Origin of the sequence: uncultured Pseudomonas sp., from assembly GCF_913777995.1 — a bacterium.
GTDB lineage: Bacteria > Pseudomonadota > Gammaproteobacteria > Pseudomonadales > Pseudomonadaceae > Aquipseudomonas.
In genome coordinates this window covers 87,742-105,003 of sequence record NZ_CAJYVE010000020.1, presented here as the reverse complement: position 1 = coordinate 105,003, position 17,262 = coordinate 87,742, and the positions used below count along the sequence as shown (strand labels likewise).

At 64.1% G+C, this 17,262-nt stretch carries 17 protein-coding genes and 4 tRNA genes; 10 read left to right on the top strand and 11 right to left on the bottom strand.

All coding sequences use genetic code 11. The features are described 5' to 3' along the window. Positions 1 to 7: 7 nt before the first annotated feature. Positions 8 to 418, top strand: a complete 411-nt coding sequence (locus tag QZ497_RS08660) for a type IV pilin protein (RefSeq protein ID WP_295473148.1) — start codon at positions 8 to 10, stop codon at positions 416 to 418. A 32-nt stretch (positions 419 to 450) separates the two neighbouring features. Then, positions 451 to 1,551 carry a glycine oxidase ThiO gene (thiO, locus tag QZ497_RS08655; protein ID WP_295473147.1) on the top strand — a complete coding sequence of 367 codons (1,101 nt, stop codon included), beginning with the start codon at positions 451 to 453 and terminating at the stop codon, positions 1,549 to 1,551. A gap of 4 nt (positions 1,552 to 1,555) precedes the next feature. Here thiO and QZ497_RS08650 read toward each other — a convergent pair whose 3' ends face one another. From QZ497_RS08650 to QZ497_RS08635, 4 genes are all read right to left on the bottom strand, one after another. Next, positions 1,556 to 2,896, bottom strand: a complete 1,341-nt coding sequence (locus QZ497_RS08650; RefSeq protein WP_295473145.1) for a sigma-54 dependent transcriptional regulator — start codon at positions 2,894 to 2,896, stop codon at positions 1,556 to 1,558. A 2-nt stretch (positions 2,897 to 2,898) separates the two neighbouring features. Next, positions 2,899 to 4,491, bottom strand: a complete 1,593-nt coding sequence (locus QZ497_RS08645; protein WP_295473143.1) for an ATP-binding protein — start codon at positions 4,489 to 4,491, stop codon at positions 2,899 to 2,901. Beyond that, on the bottom strand, positions 4,481 to 4,723 hold the full coding sequence (locus tag QZ497_RS08640) for a PP0621 family protein (RefSeq protein ID WP_295473141.1): 243 nt from the start codon (positions 4,721 to 4,723) through the stop codon (positions 4,481 to 4,483). The genes QZ497_RS08645 and QZ497_RS08640 overlap by 11 nt, the downstream gene beginning before the upstream one ends. Positions 4,724 to 4,889: 166 nt before the next feature. Next, positions 4,890 to 5,906, bottom strand: a complete 1,017-nt coding sequence (locus QZ497_RS08635; protein ID WP_295473140.1) for an outer membrane protein assembly factor BamD — start codon at positions 5,904 to 5,906, stop codon at positions 4,890 to 4,892. Between the two features lie 149 nt (positions 5,907 to 6,055). Between QZ497_RS08635 and rluD the strand changes: the two genes are divergently transcribed. The 7 genes from rluD (at position 6,056) to QZ497_RS08600 (ending at position 11,147) form a co-directional block, all read left to right on the top strand. Next, positions 6,056 to 7,018, top strand: a complete 963-nt coding sequence (gene rluD, locus QZ497_RS08630; protein ID WP_295473138.1) for a 23S rRNA pseudouridine(1911/1915/1917) synthase RluD — start codon at positions 6,056 to 6,058, stop codon at positions 7,016 to 7,018. Beyond that, a complete protein-coding gene (gene pgeF / locus QZ497_RS08625) occupies positions 7,015 to 7,746 on the top strand; it encodes a peptidoglycan editing factor PgeF (RefSeq protein ID WP_295473136.1) in 732 nt (243 codons plus the stop codon). Before rluD ends, pgeF begins: the two co-directional genes overlap by 4 nt. Before the next feature lie 125 nt (positions 7,747 to 7,871). Further along, positions 7,872 to 10,436 carry an ATP-dependent chaperone ClpB gene (clpB, locus tag QZ497_RS08620; protein WP_295473134.1) on the top strand — a complete coding sequence of 855 codons (2,565 nt, stop codon included), beginning with the start codon at positions 7,872 to 7,874 and terminating at the stop codon, positions 10,434 to 10,436. Positions 10,437 to 10,710: 274 nt separating this feature from the next. Further along, positions 10,711 to 10,786, top strand: a tRNA-Asn gene (locus QZ497_RS08615). Positions 10,787 to 10,814: 28 nt separating this feature from the next. Continuing rightward, positions 10,815 to 10,891: transfer RNA gene (locus QZ497_RS08610), tRNA-Pro, on the top strand. Between the two features lie 6 nt (positions 10,892 to 10,897). Further along, positions 10,898 to 10,973, top strand: a tRNA-Lys gene (locus QZ497_RS08605). Between the two features lie 97 nt (positions 10,974 to 11,070). After that, positions 11,071 to 11,147, top strand: a tRNA-Pro gene (locus QZ497_RS08600). 107 nt (positions 11,148 to 11,254) lie between these two features. On the opposite strand, the gene QZ497_RS08595 is transcribed toward QZ497_RS08600, so the two are convergent. The 4 genes from QZ497_RS08595 to QZ497_RS08580 form a co-directional block, all read right to left on the bottom strand. Beyond that, positions 11,255 to 12,052 (bottom strand): SDR family oxidoreductase, encoded by a 798-nt coding sequence (locus QZ497_RS08595; RefSeq protein ID WP_295473132.1) that lies wholly within the window; start codon positions 12,050 to 12,052, stop codon positions 11,255 to 11,257. Positions 12,053 to 12,209: 157 nt separating this feature from the next. Further along, positions 12,210 to 13,508 (bottom strand): NAD(P)/FAD-dependent oxidoreductase, encoded by a 1,299-nt coding sequence (locus tag QZ497_RS08590; protein ID WP_295473130.1) that lies wholly within the window; start codon positions 13,506 to 13,508, stop codon positions 12,210 to 12,212. A gap of 217 nt (positions 13,509 to 13,725) precedes the next feature. Then, positions 13,726 to 14,232: an MOSC domain-containing protein gene (locus QZ497_RS08585; protein WP_295473129.1), complete on the bottom strand. Its 507-nt coding sequence runs from the start codon at positions 14,230 to 14,232 to the stop codon at positions 13,726 to 13,728. Further along, on the bottom strand, positions 14,232 to 14,861 hold the full coding sequence (locus tag QZ497_RS08580) for a DUF1780 domain-containing protein (protein WP_295473127.1): 630 nt from the start codon (positions 14,859 to 14,861) through the stop codon (positions 14,232 to 14,234). The genes QZ497_RS08585 and QZ497_RS08580 overlap by 1 nt, the downstream gene beginning before the upstream one ends. 124 nt (positions 14,862 to 14,985) lie before the next feature. Between QZ497_RS08580 and QZ497_RS08575 the strand changes: the two genes are divergently transcribed. Next, positions 14,986 to 15,444 carry a hypothetical protein gene (locus QZ497_RS08575; RefSeq protein WP_295473125.1) on the top strand — a complete coding sequence of 153 codons (459 nt, stop codon included), beginning with the start codon at positions 14,986 to 14,988 and terminating at the stop codon, positions 15,442 to 15,444. Positions 15,445 to 15,562: 118 nt separating this feature from the next. On the opposite strand, the gene yacG is transcribed toward QZ497_RS08575, so the two are convergent. The 3 genes from yacG to QZ497_RS08560 are packed head-to-tail and all read right to left on the bottom strand — an operon-like array spanning position 15,563 to position 17,261. Next, on the bottom strand, positions 15,563 to 15,772 hold the full coding sequence (gene yacG / locus QZ497_RS08570; protein ID WP_295473124.1) for a DNA gyrase inhibitor YacG: 210 nt from the start codon (positions 15,770 to 15,772) through the stop codon (positions 15,563 to 15,565). Beyond that, complete coding sequence (gene coaE, locus QZ497_RS08565) at positions 15,772 to 16,392, bottom strand: dephospho-CoA kinase (RefSeq protein ID WP_295473122.1); 621 nt, start codon at positions 16,390 to 16,392, stop codon at positions 15,772 to 15,774. Before coaE ends, yacG begins: the two co-directional genes overlap by 1 nt. After that, positions 16,389 to 17,261 carry an A24 family peptidase gene (locus tag QZ497_RS08560; protein ID WP_295473120.1) on the bottom strand — a complete coding sequence of 291 codons (873 nt, stop codon included), beginning with the start codon at positions 17,259 to 17,261 and terminating at the stop codon, positions 16,389 to 16,391. The genes coaE and QZ497_RS08560 overlap by 4 nt, the downstream gene beginning before the upstream one ends. Position 17,262: the final 1 nt, after the last annotated feature.

The window sequence follows — 17,262 nt, the reverse complement described above, 5'->3', positions numbered from 1 at the left end:
AGCATTCATGCGATCCAGCAACCGTGGCTTTACCTTGATCGAACTCATGATTGTGGTGGTGATTGTCGGTATCCTTGCCGCCATTGCGTACCCCAGCTACACCGAGTACGTGAAGCGTACTCAGCGGGCGGCGATCGCCAGCCTGCTGACCGAGCAGGCGCAGGCCCTGGAACGCTACTTTTCGCGGGTCGGCACCTACAACGGCAGTGCCAATACGGCGGCGCCTACCGTGTCGGCCGGTAACGACTTCTACACCATCGCCGCCAACCTGAACGCCCAGGACTACAGCCTGGCGGCCACCGGCAGAGGGCTGATGGCCAATGACAAGTGCGGTGTGTTCACCATCACCAATACCGGTGCGCGCACCAACCCCGGTGCAACTGGCGGCATGACGGCCAGGGACTGTTGGGGCCGTTGATAACCCTTCTTTTAGCGTGACCAGAGAGCAGAATGTCCAGGCAAGACGTGGTGGTGGTCGGTGGTGGTGTCATAGGCCTGTTGACGGCCTTCAACCTGGCGCAGGCCGGGCAGCGCGTGTGCCTGCTGGAGCGTGCCGAGGTGGGGCGCGAGTCTTCCTGGGCCGGCGGCGGTATCGTTTCGCCGCTCTACCCCTGGCGCTATAGCGCTGCGGTCACCGCGCTGGCGCATTGGTCGCAGGACTTCTATCCACAGCTGGGTGCGCGGCTGTTCGAGCACACCGGCCAGGACCCCGAGGTGCATGTTACCGGCCTGTACTGGCTGGACCTCGACGACGAAGAGCAGGCGTTGGCCTGGGCGCAACGTGAGGGGCGGCCGCTGAGTCGCGTCGACCTGTCGGCGGTCTACGATGCGGTGCCGGTGCTCGGCAGCGGTTACCGCAGCGCCATCTACATGGCCGAGGTCGCCAACGTGCGCAATCCGCGGCTGGTCAAGTCGCTCAAGGCCGCGCTGCGCGGCATGACGAATGTCGAAATACGCGAAGCCAGCGCCGTCACCGGGCTGCTGTATGAAGGCGGGCGTATCACGGGCGTCGCCCTCGGTGATCAAGTACTGCGCAGCGAGCGTGTCGTGCTCAGTGCCGGAGCCTGGAGCGGCGAGCTGCTCAAACCGCTCGGTATCGACCTGCCGGTGGAGCCGGTCAAGGGCCAGATGATTCTGTTCAAGTGTGCGCAAGACTTCCTGCCCAGCATGGTGCTGGCCAAGGGGCGCTACGCCATCCCTCGGCGTGACGGGCACATTCTGGTGGGCAGCACCTTGGAGTACCAAGGCTTCGACAAGACCCCTACGGACGAAGCGCTGGAAAGCCTCAAGGCCTCGGCCATCGAGCTGCTGCCGGCGCTGGCGCAGGCCGAAGTGGTCGGCCATTGGGCAGGCCTGCGCCCCGGCTCGCCGGAAGGTGTTCCGTTCATTGGCGCAGTGCCGGGGTTCGAAGGGCTGTGGCTCAACTGCGGGCACTTCCGCAATGGCCTGGTACTGGCGCCGGCCTCCTGCCAGTTGCTCACCGACCTGCTGCTGGACCAGCCGCCAGTCATCGACCCGGCACCTTACTCGCCGGCTCGCTTGTTCGCCTGAGCGCTCAGTCCAGCCCCAGCTTCTTGAGCCGATAGCGCATCGAGCGGAACGACAGGTTCAGCCGCTGCGCGGCGGCGGTGCGGTTCCAGCGGGTTTCTTCCAGGGCCTGGAGGATCAGCTTGCGTTCGATGCTCTCCAGGTAGTCCTCCAGGTTGTCGATGCTGGCCAGGCTCGGGCTGTCGCCTTCCGGGGCCGGCGAGCAGTCGGCCAGACGCAGGTCGCTGGCGAGGATCTGGTCGTCTTCGCACAGGGTGTAGGCCCGCTCCAACATGTTCTCCAGCTCCCGCACGTTGCCCGGAAAGCGGTAATTCTTCAGGGTTTCCAGCGCTTGTGGATGCAGGCGCGCCAACGGCTGTGCATAGCTGGCAGCCAGGCGCTGCAGCATGCTGGCGGCCAGGGGCTCGATGTCTTCGCGGCGCTCGCGCAAGGGCGGCACGCGCAGCTCGATGACATTCAGCCGGTAGTAGAGGTCCTGGCGGAAACGCCCGGCGCTGACTTCCTGGGCCAGGTCCTTATGGGTGGCGCACAGCAGGCGTACGTCCACCACCTGCTCCTGCTGGCCGCCGATGCTGCGCACGGCCTTCTCCTGGATGACCCGCAGCAGCTTGACCTGCATGCCCAGCGGCAGGTCGGCGACTTCGTCGAGGAACAGCGTGCCACCGTCGGCGAGCTGGAACAGGCCGGGCTTGTCTTCATGGGCGCCGGTGAAGCTGCCCTTGCGGTGGCCGAAGAATTCGCTTTCCATCAGTTCCGATGGAATGGCGCCGCAGTTGACCGGCACGAAGGGCTTGTCGATGCGTGGGCCCTGCTCGTGGATCAGTCGCGCCACCAACTCCTTGCCGCTGCCGGATTCGCCGCTGATATAGATCGGCGCCTGGCTGCGCGCCAGCTTGCTGATCTGCTTGCGCAGGGTGCGCATCGGCGGGGCATCGCCCAGCAGGCGGCTGTCGATGCTGTGCTGCTGGTCGGTGCCGCTGCGCAGGCGCAGCGCGCTGCCGACCAGCTCGCGCAGGCGGGTGAGGTCCACCGGTTTGGTGAGAAAGTCGAAGGCGCCGGCCTTGAGGGCGTTGATCGCCAGGTCGAGGTTGCCATGGGCGGTGATCATCGCCACTGGCAGCTGCGGGTGCTGCTGCTGGATGTGCTGCACCAGTTCCAGGCCGTTGCCGTCCGGCAGGCGCATGTCGGTCAGGCACAGGTCGAAGGGCTCGCGTCTGAGCCAGTCGTGAGCCTCGGCCACGTTGCGGGCGGCGCGGGTGTCGAGTTTCATCCTGCCCAGGGTAATTTCCAGGAGTTCGCGGATGTCCGGCTCATCGTCAACGATGAGGATCTTCTGCCTTGAAGTCATGCTCAACTCAACTTGAACGGGTGGGCGAAGGTAATGCGCAGGCAACTGCCGCCTTCGGGCCGCAGGGCATAGTCCAGATGCGCCTGGTTGCTGGCACACAGCTCACGGGACAGGTACAGACCCAGCCCCGTGCCTTTGGTTTCGGTGGTGAAAAAGGGCTCGAACATCTTGCCCAGGTGCTGCTCGGAGACCCCGGCACCATCATCGAGTACATCCAGAACCGGCAGGTGGCTGTCTGGCTGGTGATAGAGCCGCAACCAGACCTGCGCCTGCTCATGCACCTGGCCGCTGTGGCGCAGACCGTTATGCACCAGGTTGGTCAGTACCTGGGTCAGGTGCTCGGGGTCCATGCGCGTGCTCAGCGCTCCGTCACCGATCTCGCAGTGCAACTGATGCCGGGGCGGCGCGCTGGCGCGCCACTGGCTGACGAAGTCTTCCAACCAGGCTGCGAGGTTCAACTGTTGTGGTGCGGCTTCGCGGCGGCGCGACAGCTGCAGGACGTTTTCGATTACCACGTTGATGCGCCGTGACTGGTCATGGATGATCTGCGCCAGACGCCGGTCGGGCGTACTGAGTTCTTCCGATTCTTCCAGCAGTTGCACCGCGTGGCCGATGGCGCCCAGCGGGTTGCGGATTTCATGGGCAATGCCGGCGGTCAGCCGCCCCAGCGCCGCCAGCTTGAGCTGCTGGGCCTGCAAGGCGACCTGCGAGAGGTCTTCGAGAAACACCAGGGTCTGTTGCTGGTCGTGGCGGTTCAGGGTGGCGAAGCTGGCCTGCAGCACCGGCCCGGCGGGCGAGGTGCGCAAGCTCTCGGTGATCCGCACCGGGTTCATGCGCCAGTGCCTGAGGCGCTCGACCAGGGCCGGGCAGTAGTCATCCAGAACTTCGCCGTTCAGACGCTCGTGGCCTAGCAGCGCATGGGCGGCCTGGTTGATCAGCAGAATGCGTCGGTTGGCATCCAGTACCAGAATGCCGGTGCGCATGCGCTGCAGGATCAGGCCGTTGAGTTCTTCGAGGTTATCCACATCCACGGCGCGTTGCTCGGCCAGGACCTCGCTCAGGCGCAAGCGTGCGGTCAACGCCTGCATCAGCAAGGCGACGGCGAAGCACAGGGCGCCCAGGCTGCCGGCTTGCACGTAGTCATTGGCGACCTTGGGGTTGTCGAAGCTGAGGTAGAAGGTCAGGTAGATGATGCCGATGGCCGACACGGCGGCAATCGACAGACCGACCCGCCCGCGCAACAGGATATTGCTGATTGCCACCGAGGCGATCAGCAGGTTGCCGATGCCGCTGGCAGTGCCGCCGCCGGCATAGAACAGCCCCGACAGCAGGATCGCATCGCTCAGCGCCAGGCTGAACATCAGGGCCTTGTGCTGGGGGCGCTCGAGCAGCACCACCACCAGGATGTTGGTGACCAGGTAGATCCAGCAGCCGGCGCGGAACAGGCCGGGATTGCTCATGTCCAGCAGTTCGACATCCATGTCGCTGGACACCAGCAGCACCAGCATGATGCCGATGATCAGCCGGTAAAGGTGGTAGAGCCGCAGGATGCGCTGGGCCAGGGGGCTGTTGAGGGACAGTGGCTCAACGCTCACGTGAGGCGGGGCCTTGGAGCCGGTGAGCCTCGCTGCAATACCATTGCTGTTCCTGGCTCAATGCACGGTCGCGAGGCAGATGAACGCCGCATTGCGCACAGCGCACCATGGGCGCGGGAGCATCCTGAGCCGAGGCATCGGCAGCGGGTTTGCGGCTGGGCGGGTTGAGCAGGCGCTTGACGAACCAGATGGCCGCCAGGATCAGGGCTGCCCAGAGAATGATGCGAATCATGGAGAACCGATCGAAGTGAGTTGATTGCGCAGTTTAGCCAAGGACGGGAATGCCGCACAGGGGCGCAAGGCATTGCGCCATCCCGGCGACCGGGCTAGTCCGCCGAAGCATGGCCGCAGAAACGACAAAGAGGCCCGTGGGCCTCTTTGATCGTTAACCGCTCGGCTTAGTCGAACAGGCCGAAGGTCATGTAGCTGAACCACGAACGGCTCTTCTTGCCTTCGGCGTTCTTGGCCGCTTCTTCCTCGACCTGTGCCTGGTTTTCCGGCAGCAGCTCTTTCGGAATGGCCTGCTTGGCTTCTTCGTACTGGCGCACGATGTCCTGGTTTGCGCGGGTCTCGCCCGGTGGCAGCGGCGCGCCGTTGCCGATCAGGCCCAGGGTCGCCTTGGACAGCCAGGAGCGGTTGTCGGCTTCCGGCTCGCGCGGGGTGAACTCGCCACCGGCCAGCTGTGGATGGTTCGGGTAGTTGGCCTTCAGCACTTCCAGGCTGGTGGCCGCCAGGTCGTCCAGGTGCAGGCGCTGGTAGGACTCGACCATCACCGCCAGGCCGTCGCCGACCGAAGGGGTTTCCTGGAAGTTCTCCACCACGTAGCGGCCACGGTTGGCAGCGGCTACATAGGCCTGACGGGTCAGGTAGTAGTCAGCCACGTGGATTTCGTAGGAGGCCAGCAGGTTGCGCAGGTAGATCATGCGCTGCTTGGCGTCTGGCGCGTAGCGGCTGTTGGGGTAGCGGCTGGTGAGCTGGGCGAACTCGTTGAACGAGTCACGCGCTGCGCCCGGGTCACGCTTGGTCTGGTCCAGGGGCAGGAAGCGCGCCAGCAGGCCGACGTCCTGGTCGAAGGAGGTCAGGCCGCGCATGTAGTAGGCGTAGTCGACGTTGGGGTGCTGGGGATGCAGACGAATGAAACGCTCGGCGGCCGACTTGGCGGCTTCCGGCTCGCTGTTCTTGTAGTTCGCGTAGATCAGCTCCAGTTGAGCCTGATCGGCGTAACGGCCGAACGGGTAGCGCGACTCCAGGGCCTTGAGTTTCTCGGTGGCACTGTTGTAGCTCTTGTTGTTCAGGTCGTTCTGCGCCTGCTGGTACAGCTCGACTTCGCTCAGGTTCTCGTCGATGACTTCTTTCGACGAGCAGGCCGCGGTCGTTGCGAGGATGGCGATCAGCAGCAGGTGTTTCACTTGCATGGCGGCTTGCGTCCCTATAACGGCCTGCTGTCTTGGGCGGGGCCGTCCTGTTATGATGAGCGCCCCGCAAAAGTGCCGGGGCAAATGACGCCGTATTTAACCACAAGCGCGCAGCCGAAACCAAAGGCTAGCCGCCTCCCAGTCTGGTCATGTCCGAAAATATAGAACTCAGCGCCGAGGTGCCGTCCGAATCCGGCGGTCAACGCCTCGATCAGGTCGCCGCCCAACTGTTCGCCGAATACTCGCGTTCGCGTCTTGTCACCTGGATCAAGGACGGTCGCCTGACCGTCGACGGCCAGGTGCTGCGCCCGCGCGACACCGTCCATGGCGGCTCCGTACTGCACCTGACCGCCGAGCAGGAGGCCCAGGGTGAGTGGGTCGCCCAGGACATCGAGCTGGACATCGTCTACGAGGACGAGCAGATCCTGGTCATCAACAAGCCGGCCGGCCTGGTGGTGCACCCGGCAGCGGGGCATGCCGATGGCACCCTGCTCAACGCCTTGCTGCACCACGTGCCGGACATCGTCAATGTGCCGCGTGCCGGCATCGTCCACCGTCTGGACAAGGACACCACCGGCCTCATGGTGGTGGCCAAGACCCTGCAGGCGCAGACCCAACTGGTCAACCAGCTGCAAAGCCGTACCGTCAGCCGCATCTATGAATGCGTGGTGCTCGGTGTGGTCACCGCCGGCGGCAAGATCGACGCACCCATCGGCCGTCATGGCCAGCAGCGCCAGCGCATGGCGGTGATGGAAGGCGGCAAGCCCGCGGTGAGTCACTACCGCGTGCTGGAGCGCTTCCGCTCCCATACCCATGTGCGGGTCAAGCTGGAAACCGGCCGTACCCACCAGATCCGCGTCCACATGGCCCATGTCGGCTTCCCACTGATCGGTGACCCGGTCTATGGCGGGCGCTTCCGCATTCCGCCGGCCGCCAGCCCGACCTTGGTGGAGTCGCTCAAGACCTTCCCGCGTCAGGCCCTGCACGCCCGCTTCCTGGAGCTGGACCACCCGGCCACCGGCCAGCGCATGCGCTGGGAGTCGCCGCTGCCGGAAGACTTCGTCTGGCTGCTGTCGCTGCTCAAGCAGGACCGCGAGGCGTTCGTCGGGTGAAACACGACTGGCTGATCCCGGACTGGCCTGCTCCGGCCAACGTGCGTGCCTGCGTGACCACGCGTGCCGGTGGGGCCAGCCAGGCGCCTTTCGACAGTTTCAACCTGGGCGCACATGTACAGGACGACGCCCAGGCCGTGGCGAGCAATCGCCGACAGTTGACCGACACCCTGCAGGTGCAGCCGGCCTGGCTGAGCCAGGTACATGGCGTGAATGTGGTGCAGGCCGACCCGGCGCGGGTCGATGAAGCCGATGCCAGTTGGACCGCCATACCCGGAGTGGCCTGCACCATCATGACCGCCGACTGCCTGCCCGCGCTGTTCTGCGACCGTGCCGGTACGCGGGTCGCCGCTGCCCATGCCGGCTGGCGCGGCCTGGCCGCGGGTGTGCTGGAGGCCACCGCTGACAGCCTGGCGGTCGCCCCCGGTGAAATTCTGGTGTGGCTGGGTCCGGCCATCGGTCAGCCGTCCTTCGAAGTGGGCGGCGAGGTGCGTGAGGCCTTCGTGTCCAGCCACCCGCAAACCGCTGCGGCCTTCATTCCCAGTATCAATGCCGGGCGCTTCATGGCCGACATCTATGCCCTGGCGCGCCTGCGCCTGGCCGCACACGGCATCGACGCCGTGTATGGCGGCGGTCTGGACACCTACACCGACACGCGTTTCTTCTCCTACCGGCGCAGCGCCCGTACCGGCCGTTTCGCCTCGCTGGTCTGGCTGGCCAACGCCTGACATCTGTCAATCCGCATTCACTTGAATCCTGCAGAATCGTCCGCATCTAAGCGGTAACCCGGCAGGTTTTCTTTACAGGTGTGTTCATTACTCCGGCCTGCTCTGACGCAAGAGGAAGGTGACTAATGCGTATCGACAGATTGACCAGCAAGCTCCAGCTCGCTTTATCCGATGCCCAGTCGTTGGCCGTGGGTTTCGATCATCCGGCCATCGAACCTGTGCATCTGTTCCAGGCCCTGCTCGAACAGCAGGGCGGTTCCATCAAGCCCCTGCTGATGCAGGTCGGCTTCGACATCAATAGCCTGCGCAAGGAACTGGGTAAAGAACTCGACGCCTTGCCGAAGATCCAGAACCCTACCGGCGACGTGAACCTGTCGCAGGACATGGCGCGCCTGCTCAACCAGGCTGATCGCCTGGCCCAGCAGAAGGGCGACCAGTTCATTTCCAGCGAGCTGGTGCTGCTCGCGGCGCTCGATGAAAACACCAAGATCGGCAAGTTGCTGCTCGGCCAGGGCGTGAGCAAGAAGGCCCTGGAGAATGCGGTCAACAACCTGCGCGGCGGCAATGCGGTCAACGATCCCAACGTCGAGGAATCCCGCCAGGCCCTGGACAAGTACACCATCGACCTGACCAAGCGTGCCGAAGAAGGCAAGCTCGACCCGGTGATCGGCCGTGACGACGAGATTCGCCGCACCATCCAGGTTCTGCAGCGCCGCACCAAGAACAACCCGGTACTGATCGGCGAGCCCGGTGTGGGCAAGACTGCCATCGCCGAGGGGCTGGCCCAGCGCATCATCAACGGTGAAGTGCCCGACGGCCTGAAGAGCAAGCGCCTGTTGTCGCTGGACATGGGCGCGCTGATCGCCGGTGCCAAGTTCCGTGGCGAGTTCGAAGAGCGCCTCAAGTCGCTGCTCAACGAGCTGGCCAAGCAGGAAGGGCAGATCATCCTGTTCATCGATGAGCTGCACACCATGGTCGGCGCGGGCAAGGGCGAGGGCGCCATGGATGCCGGCAACATGCTCAAGCCGGCCCTGGCGCGGGGCGAGCTGCATTGCGTGGGCGCCACCACCCTCAACGAATACCGGCAGTTCATCGAGAAGGACGCGGCCCTTGAGCGGCGTTTCCAGAAAGTGCTGGTCGACGAGCCGAGCGAAGAAGACACCATCGCCATTCTGCGTGGCCTGAAAGAACGCTACGAGGTCCACCACAAGGTGGCGATCACCGACGGTGCGATCATCGCCGCCGCGCGCCTGAGCCATCGCTACATCACCGACCGGCAGTTGCCGGACAAGGCCATCGACCTCATAGATGAAGCAGCCAGCCGCATTCGCATGGAGATCGACTCCAAGCCTGAAGTGCTGGACCGCCTGGAGCGTCGCCTGATTCAGCTGAAGGTCGAGGCGCAGGCGCTGAAGAAGGAAACCGACGAGGCGACCCTCAAGCGCCTGGAAAAGCTTCAGGTCGAGATCGACCGGCTGGAGCGTGAGTACTCCGACCTCGAAGAGGTATGGACCTCGGAAAAGGCCGAAGTCACCGGCTCGGCACAGATCCAGCAGCAGATCGAACAGTCGCGTCAGGAGCTTGAAGCCGCCCGGCGTCGCGGCGACCTGAACCGCATGGCCGAGCTGCAGTACGGGATCATCCCGGACCTGGAGCGCAGCCTGCAGATGGTCGACCAGCACGGCAAGCCGGAGAACCAGCTGCTGCGCAGCCGGGTAACCGAAGAAGAAATTGCCGAGGTGGTTTCCAAGTGGACCGGTATCCCGGTGTCGAAGATGCTCGAAGGCGAGCGCGACAAGCTGCTGAAGATGGAAAGCCTGCTGCATGAGCGGGTGATTGGCCAGGAAGAGGCCGTGGTGGCGGTGGCCAACGCGGTAAGGCGTTCGCGTGCCGGTCTGGCCGACCCCAACCGGCCGAGTGGTTCGTTCATGTTCCTCGGCCCGACCGGGGTGGGCAAGACCGAGCTGTGCAAGGCGCTGGCGGAGTTCCTCTTCGACACCGAAGAGGCCATGGTGCGCATCGACATGTCCGAGTTCATGGAGAAGCACTCCGTGGCACGGCTGATTGGTGCACCACCAGGCTACGTGGGCTACGAGGAGGGCGGTTATCTGACCGAGGCGGTGCGACGCAAGCCTTACTCGGTGATCCTGCTCGACGAAGTGGAAAAGGCCCACACCGATGTGTTCAACATCCTGCTGCAAGTGCTTGAGGATGGCCGTCTGACCGACAGCCATGGGCGGACCGTGGATTTCCGCAATACGGTGATCGTCATGACCTCCAACCTGGGCTCGGCGCAGATCCAGGAGTTGTCCGGTGACCGCGAAGCGCAGCGCGCGGCGGTGATGGACGCAGTGGGTACGCATTTCCGCCCCGAGTTCATCAACCGTATCGACGAGGTGGTGATCTTCGAACCGCTGGGCCGTGAGCAGATCGCCGGTATCACGCAGATCCAGCTCAGCCGCCTGCTCAGCCGCCTGGCCGAGCGCGAGCTGACCCTGACCCTCAGCCCCGAGGCGTTGGACAAGCTGATCGCGGTGGGCTACGACCCGGTGTATGGCGCCCGGCCGTTGAAGCGGGCGATCCAGCGCTGGATCGAGAACCCGCTGGCGCAACTGATTCTCTCCGGGCGCTTCGTGCCGGGGGCGAACATTACCGCCAGCCTGCAGGACGACGAAATCGTCTTCGCCTGATTCCGGCGTTGTGGCACAAGAAGGGCTCCTTGAGGGAGCCCTTTCTTTTATGCAGCAATGGGGTGTTTTTCTAGGCTGGACAGACACTTCGAAAAAAAATCGCAAATCATTGTAGTAAAAGCAATTTAGGGTGTTGACAGGGTAATTGTTTCTTGTAGAATGGCGCGCCTCAGAGACGTGAACGCAACGCGAAACGCGAAGCAAAAATGTCAAAGAGGTTGAATTGAAGCTAAAAAGCGTTTAAATTCAACGCCGTAGCTGAATCTGAAAACGATCCGCGATAGCTCAGTCGGTAGAGCAAATGACTGTTAATCATTGGGTCCCTGGTTCGAGTCCAGGTCGCGGAGCCAGATTCAACGAGCGGTAAGCTGTATTTGTCGGGGTGTAGCGCAGTCCGGTAGCGCGCCTGCTTTGGGAGCAGGATGTCAGGAGTTCGAATCCCCTCACCCCGACCATGTTTTGGGTCGTTAGCTCAGTTGGTAGAGCAGTTGGCTTTTAACCAATTGGTCGTAGGTTCGAATCCTACACGACCCACCATTTTTGATCTGGCTGTTTCAGGTCGAATCTTAGGGAGATGATGCCAATTGCATCATCATTCGGAAAACGCCTTAACGGGCGTTTTCTTGTGTCACCTCGGGGTGTAGCGCAGCCCGGTAGCGCGCCTGCTTTGGGAGCAGGATGTCAGGAGTTCGAATCCCCTCACCCCGACCATTTTCACTCGGCATCAGCCGGGGCGAAAATACAGGTTCAGAGCCAGTTGCGCTGAACCGGAAAAAAGGCGTCCTTCGGGACGCCTTTTTTCGTTTGGGTGTCTGGGCTCAGTTCTGCACGGCCTGCACCGAGCCGCCATCGACCCGCAGGTTGCTGCCATTGACGAAGGTCGCGCGGTCGGACACCAGCCAGGCGATGGCTGCTGCCACTTCCTCGGGTTGCCCACGACGCTTCTGTACGATGCCAGGCCGCTCTTGTTCCAGAAAGCTTTCCACCGCCTCATCGAACGACACGCCCATTTCCTCGGCGCGCTGTTCCATCATGCCGTCGGTCATGCCGGTCTCGATGAACGCCGGGGCTACGGTATTGCACAGCACGCCGTGAGCGGCTTCCTTGTAAGAAAGGTTCTTCATGAAAGCCGCCAAAGCAGCCTTGGCGGTGTTGTACACCGCCTCTTCCCAATAGGGCTGTACGGCGTTCTCCGAGGTGATGCACACGAAGCGGCCCCAGTGGCGGCTGCGCATCTTCGGCAGGGTGGCGCGGGCGATACGCACGGCGGAAAAGAAATCGGTTTCCCAGGCGTGCTGGTAGTCTTCGTCGGACAGCTCCAGCGGGTCGCCCTTGGCACCGGTGACCCCGGCGGTATGCACCACGATATCCACCTGGCCGAAACGCGCCTGCGCTTTCTCGACCAGCGCTTCTACCTGCTTCTGGTCGGTCATGTCCGCCGCCACCAGCAGTGGCTCGCCTGGCAGGTCGGCGCAGGCTTTCTCCAGCGTCTCCTGCTTCATGTCGGTGAGCACCAGGTGCACGCCTTCTTCGCCCAGCAGCCGCGCCGTCGCCAGGCCGATACCACCGCTTGCGCCGCTGATCAGCGCAACCCGCCCCTTGATTGCCAAATCCATACAACACCTCATTCGATGGGCATGCCGGTTTGCAGGCCGTCTGAAGGTGTGACTGATGGCGGAAGGCTTTGATTCAAGAAATTTCTGTGGGCTAGGCTTGAGCCGCGAAGCACCTAGAGTCTTCTCGGCCCAAGCCGCCCCATGGCAGGCGGGCAGATCAGTGCAGCTTCATGCGCGGTTCGGTGCCTTTGCCGAGGCGGCTGCCGAGCATCAGCATCAGCGTGCGGAATGGCCCGTACAGGGCCATCTGGTGCATGCGGTACAAGGAAATGTAGAACATCCGCGCCAGCCAGCCTTCAAGCATGACGCTACCGGTCAGGTTGCCCATCAGATTGCCCACCGCCGAGAAGCGCGACAGCGAGATCAGCGAGCCGTAGTCCTTGTAGGTGTACTCCGGCAGCGGCTTGCCTTCGATGCGCAGGCGCAGCGATTTGACCAGCAGCGAGGCCTGCTGGTGCGCGGCCTGGGCACGCGGCGGCACATTGCGGTCGCTGCCTTTCTGCGGGCAGGCGGCGCAGTCGCCGAAGGCGAAGATGTTTTCGTCGCGGGTGGTCTGCAAGGTCGGCAGCACCTGCAGCTGGTTGATGCGGTTGGTTTCCAGCCCGTCGATGTCCTGCAGGAACGCCGGGGCGCGGATGCCGGCGGCCCAGACCTTGAGCACGGCCGGAATGACCTGACCGTTGTTGGTGACCAGGCCGTCTGCATTCACTTCGCTGACGGCCGCGTTGGTCAGTACCGTGACGCCGAGTTTTTCCAGGGTCTTGTGCACCGGTGAACCGATGCGCTCGGGCAGTGCCGGCAGTACGCGCGGGCCGGCCTCGATCACGGTGATGTGCAGGTTCTCCGGCTTGATCTGCCCCAGTCCATAGGCTGCCAGCTCATGCGCGGCGTTGTGCAGTTCGGCAGCCAGTTCGACGCCTGTGGCACCGGCGCCGACGATGGCTACGCTGATTTCCTCGGTGCGCCCGGCCTGGCCGGCATGGGCGCGCAGGTACAGGTTGAGCAATTGCTGGTGGAAGCGCTCGGCCTGCTTGCGTGAGTCGAGGAACAGGCAGTGCTCGGCCGCGCCCTGGGTGCCGAAGTCGTTGGTGGTGCTGCCCACCGAAAGCACCAGGGTGTCGTATTCCAGGCTGCGTGCCGGAACCAGCTCCTCGCCCTGTTCACTGTGGGTGGCGGCCAGGTGGATGCGCCGGTTGGCACGGTCCAGGCCGGTCATGCGCCCCAGCTGAAACTGGAAGTGGTTCCACTTGGCCTGCGCCACGTAGTTCAGCTCGTCCTCGTAGGAGTTCAGCGAGCCGGCGGCCACTTCGTGCAGCAGCGGTTTCCAGATGTGGGTGAGGTTGGCGTCCACCAGCGTGACACTGGCCGTGCCTTTCTTGCCCAGGGTCTTACCCAGGCGGGTAGCCAGTTCGAGACCGCCAGCGCCGCCGCCGACGATAACAATGCGATGTGTCATGGAAGTTACTCATAAGGTCAAGGAAATCTCGGGTGGTCTGCGCGAGCGCCAGGCAGCTCAAAGCGGCAGACCGGCCAGCCGGTAAATTCGGGGTGCCAGGACACTTTCCCGCTTTCTTGCGGGAGCTCGACCGGATTCGGGAGGCGGGCGACCTGGCTGGACAATTCAGACTGTTCAAATGGACTGTGGTTCATGGACGCCTCGGCGGGCGACCGGGCTACAGCACCTCAGGCAGGGCTTCGACCTGCACGCTGTCGTGTAAGCGAATGATTCCGCTTTGTATCACTCGCGCGGTGATTCCGCCATGCCCACGTACCGCCTGGAAGGTGCCACGCCCCAGATTCTGCTCCAGGCGTGCGCACGGCTGGCACCAGCCGGTGGTTTCCAGAATCGCCTGGCCAATGCGAAAGCGCCGGCCCTTGAGGCTGAACAGGTTGATGCCGCTGACCACCAGATTGCGGCGCAGGTCGCCGGGCAGCACCGGGTTTTCAGGCGTACGGCCGAGCAGCGCGTTGATCACTGCCAGATGCTCCCACTGGATGAGTGTCACCTGCCGCGCATTCCGCGGGCCGGGGCGGGCGTGGTCGCCGGTCAGGCCGGCCTCGCGGCGCGCCTCGACGGCGTCCAGCGCCAGCATCGGCGCGCGGGACTGCGGACGCACGCCGATCCAGCGCACCTGGCCCTGCTGCGGGACATCGGCGAGCAGTTGTTGCAAGGGACTCATCACAGGCTGATACCTACATCGAACAGCACGGTGCGGCCCAGGTTGGTGCGCAGGAAGTCCGGCGCACCGGGGTGGGCGAACAGCACTCGTGCGAAGTTGGGGCCGACCAACGACAGCGAGCGCCAGCCCTGGCGCAGGTATTCGGTGGGCGGAGGAAAGTGGCTGTTGAGGTCCAGCGCCTCGCGCTTGAGGCTTGCGAAGGCGATGATGTCCAGGTCGCCCAAGTCCAGGCCGCGCTCGCGGTAGTTGCTGGCCTTCTTGCTCAGGGTCGGCGCCAGGCGCTTGAGCAGGGCAGGGGCGGGCACGCGCTTGGGCTTGGCTTCGCGGCGCACCAGCTGGCTCAGCGAGAACGCGTTGCGCCGCCGTTGCAGCTCTTCGCGCCACTCGTCATTCAGGCGCCGACCCTCGTCGAGCACGAAGAACACCTCGAAGCGCGCATCCTGGAACAGCACGTCGGGCGGCTCCTGGTTGGCGGGCAGGAAGTCCTCATGACGGTACGGAATGTTCAGGCCCTGCAACAGGCGCTGGCACACCCAGCGCTCACGCTCCCATTTACGCGCGTTGGACAGGAACGCATTGGCTTGTTCGGCCTGGATCGTCAGCAGGCGCAGGTAATCGGAATCATCCATAGCCGTCGCATCGCAGTCGCTGAAAGTGAAAATGCCAGTGGTGAAGCACCCCGACATGGCTGTAGCCTGCCATGCGCTACCCAGGCATACAATCGCCGTCATTCATTCCCCGGAGGACAACGCCTTGAAATTCCTGCCCATCCTGCTGTTGGCGCTGCTGCCCCTGGCCGCCCAGGCCGTCGAAAACGGCGCGCGCCTGGAACCCTGGACCCTGCTCGATCAGTACGACCAGCCCTACACCCTCAACGACCAGGCCCAGGTATTGCTGGTGGCGCGCAGCATGGATGCCGCCAAGCTGGTCAAGACGGCGATGGAAGGCAAGCCCAAGGGCTACCTGGAGGCACGCCACACGGTGTTCGTCGCCGATATCCAGAAGATGCCCGCCGTCATCGCCAAGATGTTCGCCATTCCCAAGATGCGCGACTACAGCTACCGGGTGATGCTCGACCGCGACTCGCGCATCGTGCCGCGCTATGCCGGCGATGAAGATAAGGTGCTGTGGCTGCAATTGCGTGACGGCAAGGTGGTCAGCCAGCAGCAGTTCGGCGATGCCCAGGCGCTGCGCGCAGCGCTGGAGAAGTAATCTCGAAGGGCAGGTGAGGACTGGTAGGTAGCGGCTTCAGCCACGAAAGCGCCAGGAAAATGACTGCATCTGCGGCGAAAATTCGGCCTCTTCGCGGCTGAGGGCGCTCCTACAGGGCTCAGTGTTCGCGGTGCGGGCGTTCCAGGTCGCCGGAGAACAGCTCGTCTTCGGCATCCGGGGCCACAGGAATGGCATGCTCCTCGGCGGCCCAGGCCCCAAGGTCGATCAGTTTGCAGCGGTCGGAGCAGAATGGCCGGGCCGGGCTGGCGGCGCTCCATTCCACGGGGGCGCCGCAGGTCGGGCACTGGACGGTGGTAGGTTGGCTCATCAGTGGCCTCCTGTCAGGGTCAGATAAAAGTGATGCAGGCGCTCGACCTCGCTTTTCAGCCAGGCCGGGGCGCGGTCGTTGACCAGCACATCGTCGGCGTGGCGCAGGCGTTCTTCACGCTGTGCCTGGGCCTGGAGGATGGCCTCGACCTGGGCCTGGCTGGTGTTGTCGCGCTGCATGGTGCGGGCGATCTGCAACTCCGGCGGTACGTCGATCACCAGTACGCGCTGGGTGGTTCGGTACTGGCCGGACTCGATCAGCAGCGGCGAGACTAGGATGGCATAGGGCGAAGTGGCGCGGCTCAGGTTGGCGGCGATCTCTTCGCGCACCAGCGGGTGCAGCAGCGCCTCCAGCCAGCGGCGCTGCTCGGGGTCGCTGAAGATCAGCTGGCGCAGCGCCGCGCGGTCGAGTTCACCGCTGGCCTGCAGCACGCCGGGGCCGAAGTGTTCGACGATGCGGGCCAGCGCCGGGCGGCCCGGTTCGACCACCCAGCGTGCCGCATGGTCGGCGTCCACAGCATGGATGCCCAGGTCGATGAAGCACTGCGCCGCCGCACTCTTGCCGCTGCCGATGCCACCGGTCAGGCCGAGAATCCAGGGTTTTGAAACAGGGTGGGTCATTTGAAACCGGCAAATTGCAGATAGGAGTCGGTTATTTGACCACCCCACAGCAAGGCGATCCACCCCGCAATGGCCAGATAGGGACCGAAGGGCATGGGTTGGCCGGCTTCATGGCGGCGCAAACGCATGAGGACCACCCCCAGCACGGCGCCGACCAGTGACGACAGCAGGATGGCCAGCGGCAGGATCTGCCAGCCGCCCCAGGCGCCGAGCATGGCCAGCAGCTTGAAGTCGCCATAGCCCATGCCTTCCTTGCCGGTGAGCAGCTTGAACAGCCAGAACACGCTCCACAGCGCCAGGTAGCCGAACACCGTGCCCCACAGCGCGTCGCTGAGCGAGGTGAACAGCGCGAAGCTGTTGACGATCAGGCCCAGCCACAGCAGGGGCAATACCAGGGCATCGGGCAGCAACTGGTGATCGGCATCGATCAGGCTCATGGCCAGCAGGCCCCAGGTCAGCGGCAGCAGGGCGGCGGCCTGCCAGCCGAAGCCGAAATGCCAGGCGATCAACCCTGACAGCAGCCCGCAGGCCAGCTCCACCAGAGGGTAGCGTTTGCTGATCGGTGCCCGGCACGCCGAGCAGCGGCCCCGCAGCAGCAGCCAGCTGAGCACCGGCAGGTTCTCCCAGGCGCGAATGCGGTGCTGGCAGTGCGGGCAGTGGGAGTGCGGGAGGATCAGGTCATAGCGCGGCGTGGCGGGTTCGGCCGGCAGCTCCAGCATCTCGCGGGCCTGAAGCTGCCAGTCGCGCTGCATCATCTGCGGCAGGCGATGCACCACCACATTAAGGAAGCTGCCGACCAGCAAGCCGAGAATCAGGGCAAACACGACGAAGGCCGCCGGCGAGGCGGCGAAGAAATCGACCAGGAGCATG

Excerpts from the sequence above, each read along its gene's own strand:
- QZ497_RS08660 (WP_295473148.1), top strand. The coding sequence starts at position 8 with ATGCGATCCAGCAACCGTGGCTTTACCTTGATCGAACTCATGATTGTG.
- thiO (WP_295473147.1), top strand. The coding sequence starts at position 451 with ATGTCCAGGCAAGACGTGGTGGTGGTCGGTGGTGGTGTCATAGGCCTG.
- QZ497_RS08650 (WP_295473145.1), bottom strand. The coding sequence starts at position 2,896 with ATGACTTCAAGGCAGAAGATCCTCATCGTTGACGATGAGCCGGACATC.
- QZ497_RS08640 (WP_295473141.1), bottom strand. The coding sequence starts at position 4,723 with ATGATTCGCATCATTCTCTGGGCAGCCCTGATCCTGGCGGCCATCTGG.
- QZ497_RS08635 (WP_295473140.1), bottom strand. The coding sequence starts at position 5,906 with ATGCAAGTGAAACACCTGCTGCTGATCGCCATCCTCGCAACGACCGCG.
- rluD (WP_295473138.1), top strand. The coding sequence starts at position 6,056 with ATGTCCGAAAATATAGAACTCAGCGCCGAGGTGCCGTCCGAATCCGGC.
- clpB (WP_295473134.1), top strand. The coding sequence starts at position 7,872 with ATGCGTATCGACAGATTGACCAGCAAGCTCCAGCTCGCTTTATCCGAT.
- QZ497_RS08595 (WP_295473132.1), bottom strand. The coding sequence starts at position 12,052 with ATGGATTTGGCAATCAAGGGGCGGGTTGCGCTGATCAGCGGCGCAAGC.
- QZ497_RS08590 (WP_295473130.1), bottom strand. The coding sequence starts at position 13,508 with ATGACACATCGCATTGTTATCGTCGGCGGCGGCGCTGGCGGTCTCGAA.
- QZ497_RS08585 (WP_295473129.1), bottom strand. The coding sequence starts at position 14,232 with ATGAGTCCCTTGCAACAACTGCTCGCCGATGTCCCGCAGCAGGGCCAG.
- QZ497_RS08580 (WP_295473127.1), bottom strand. The coding sequence starts at position 14,861 with ATGGATGATTCCGATTACCTGCGCCTGCTGACGATCCAGGCCGAACAA.
- yacG (WP_295473124.1), bottom strand. The coding sequence starts at position 15,772 with ATGAGCCAACCTACCACCGTCCAGTGCCCGACCTGCGGCGCCCCCGTG.
- coaE (WP_295473122.1), bottom strand. The coding sequence starts at position 16,392 with ATGACCCACCCTGTTTCAAAACCCTGGATTCTCGGCCTGACCGGTGGC.
- QZ497_RS08560 (WP_295473120.1), bottom strand. The coding sequence starts at position 17,261 with ATGCTCCTGGTCGATTTCTTCGCCGCCTCGCCGGCGGCCTTCGTCGTG.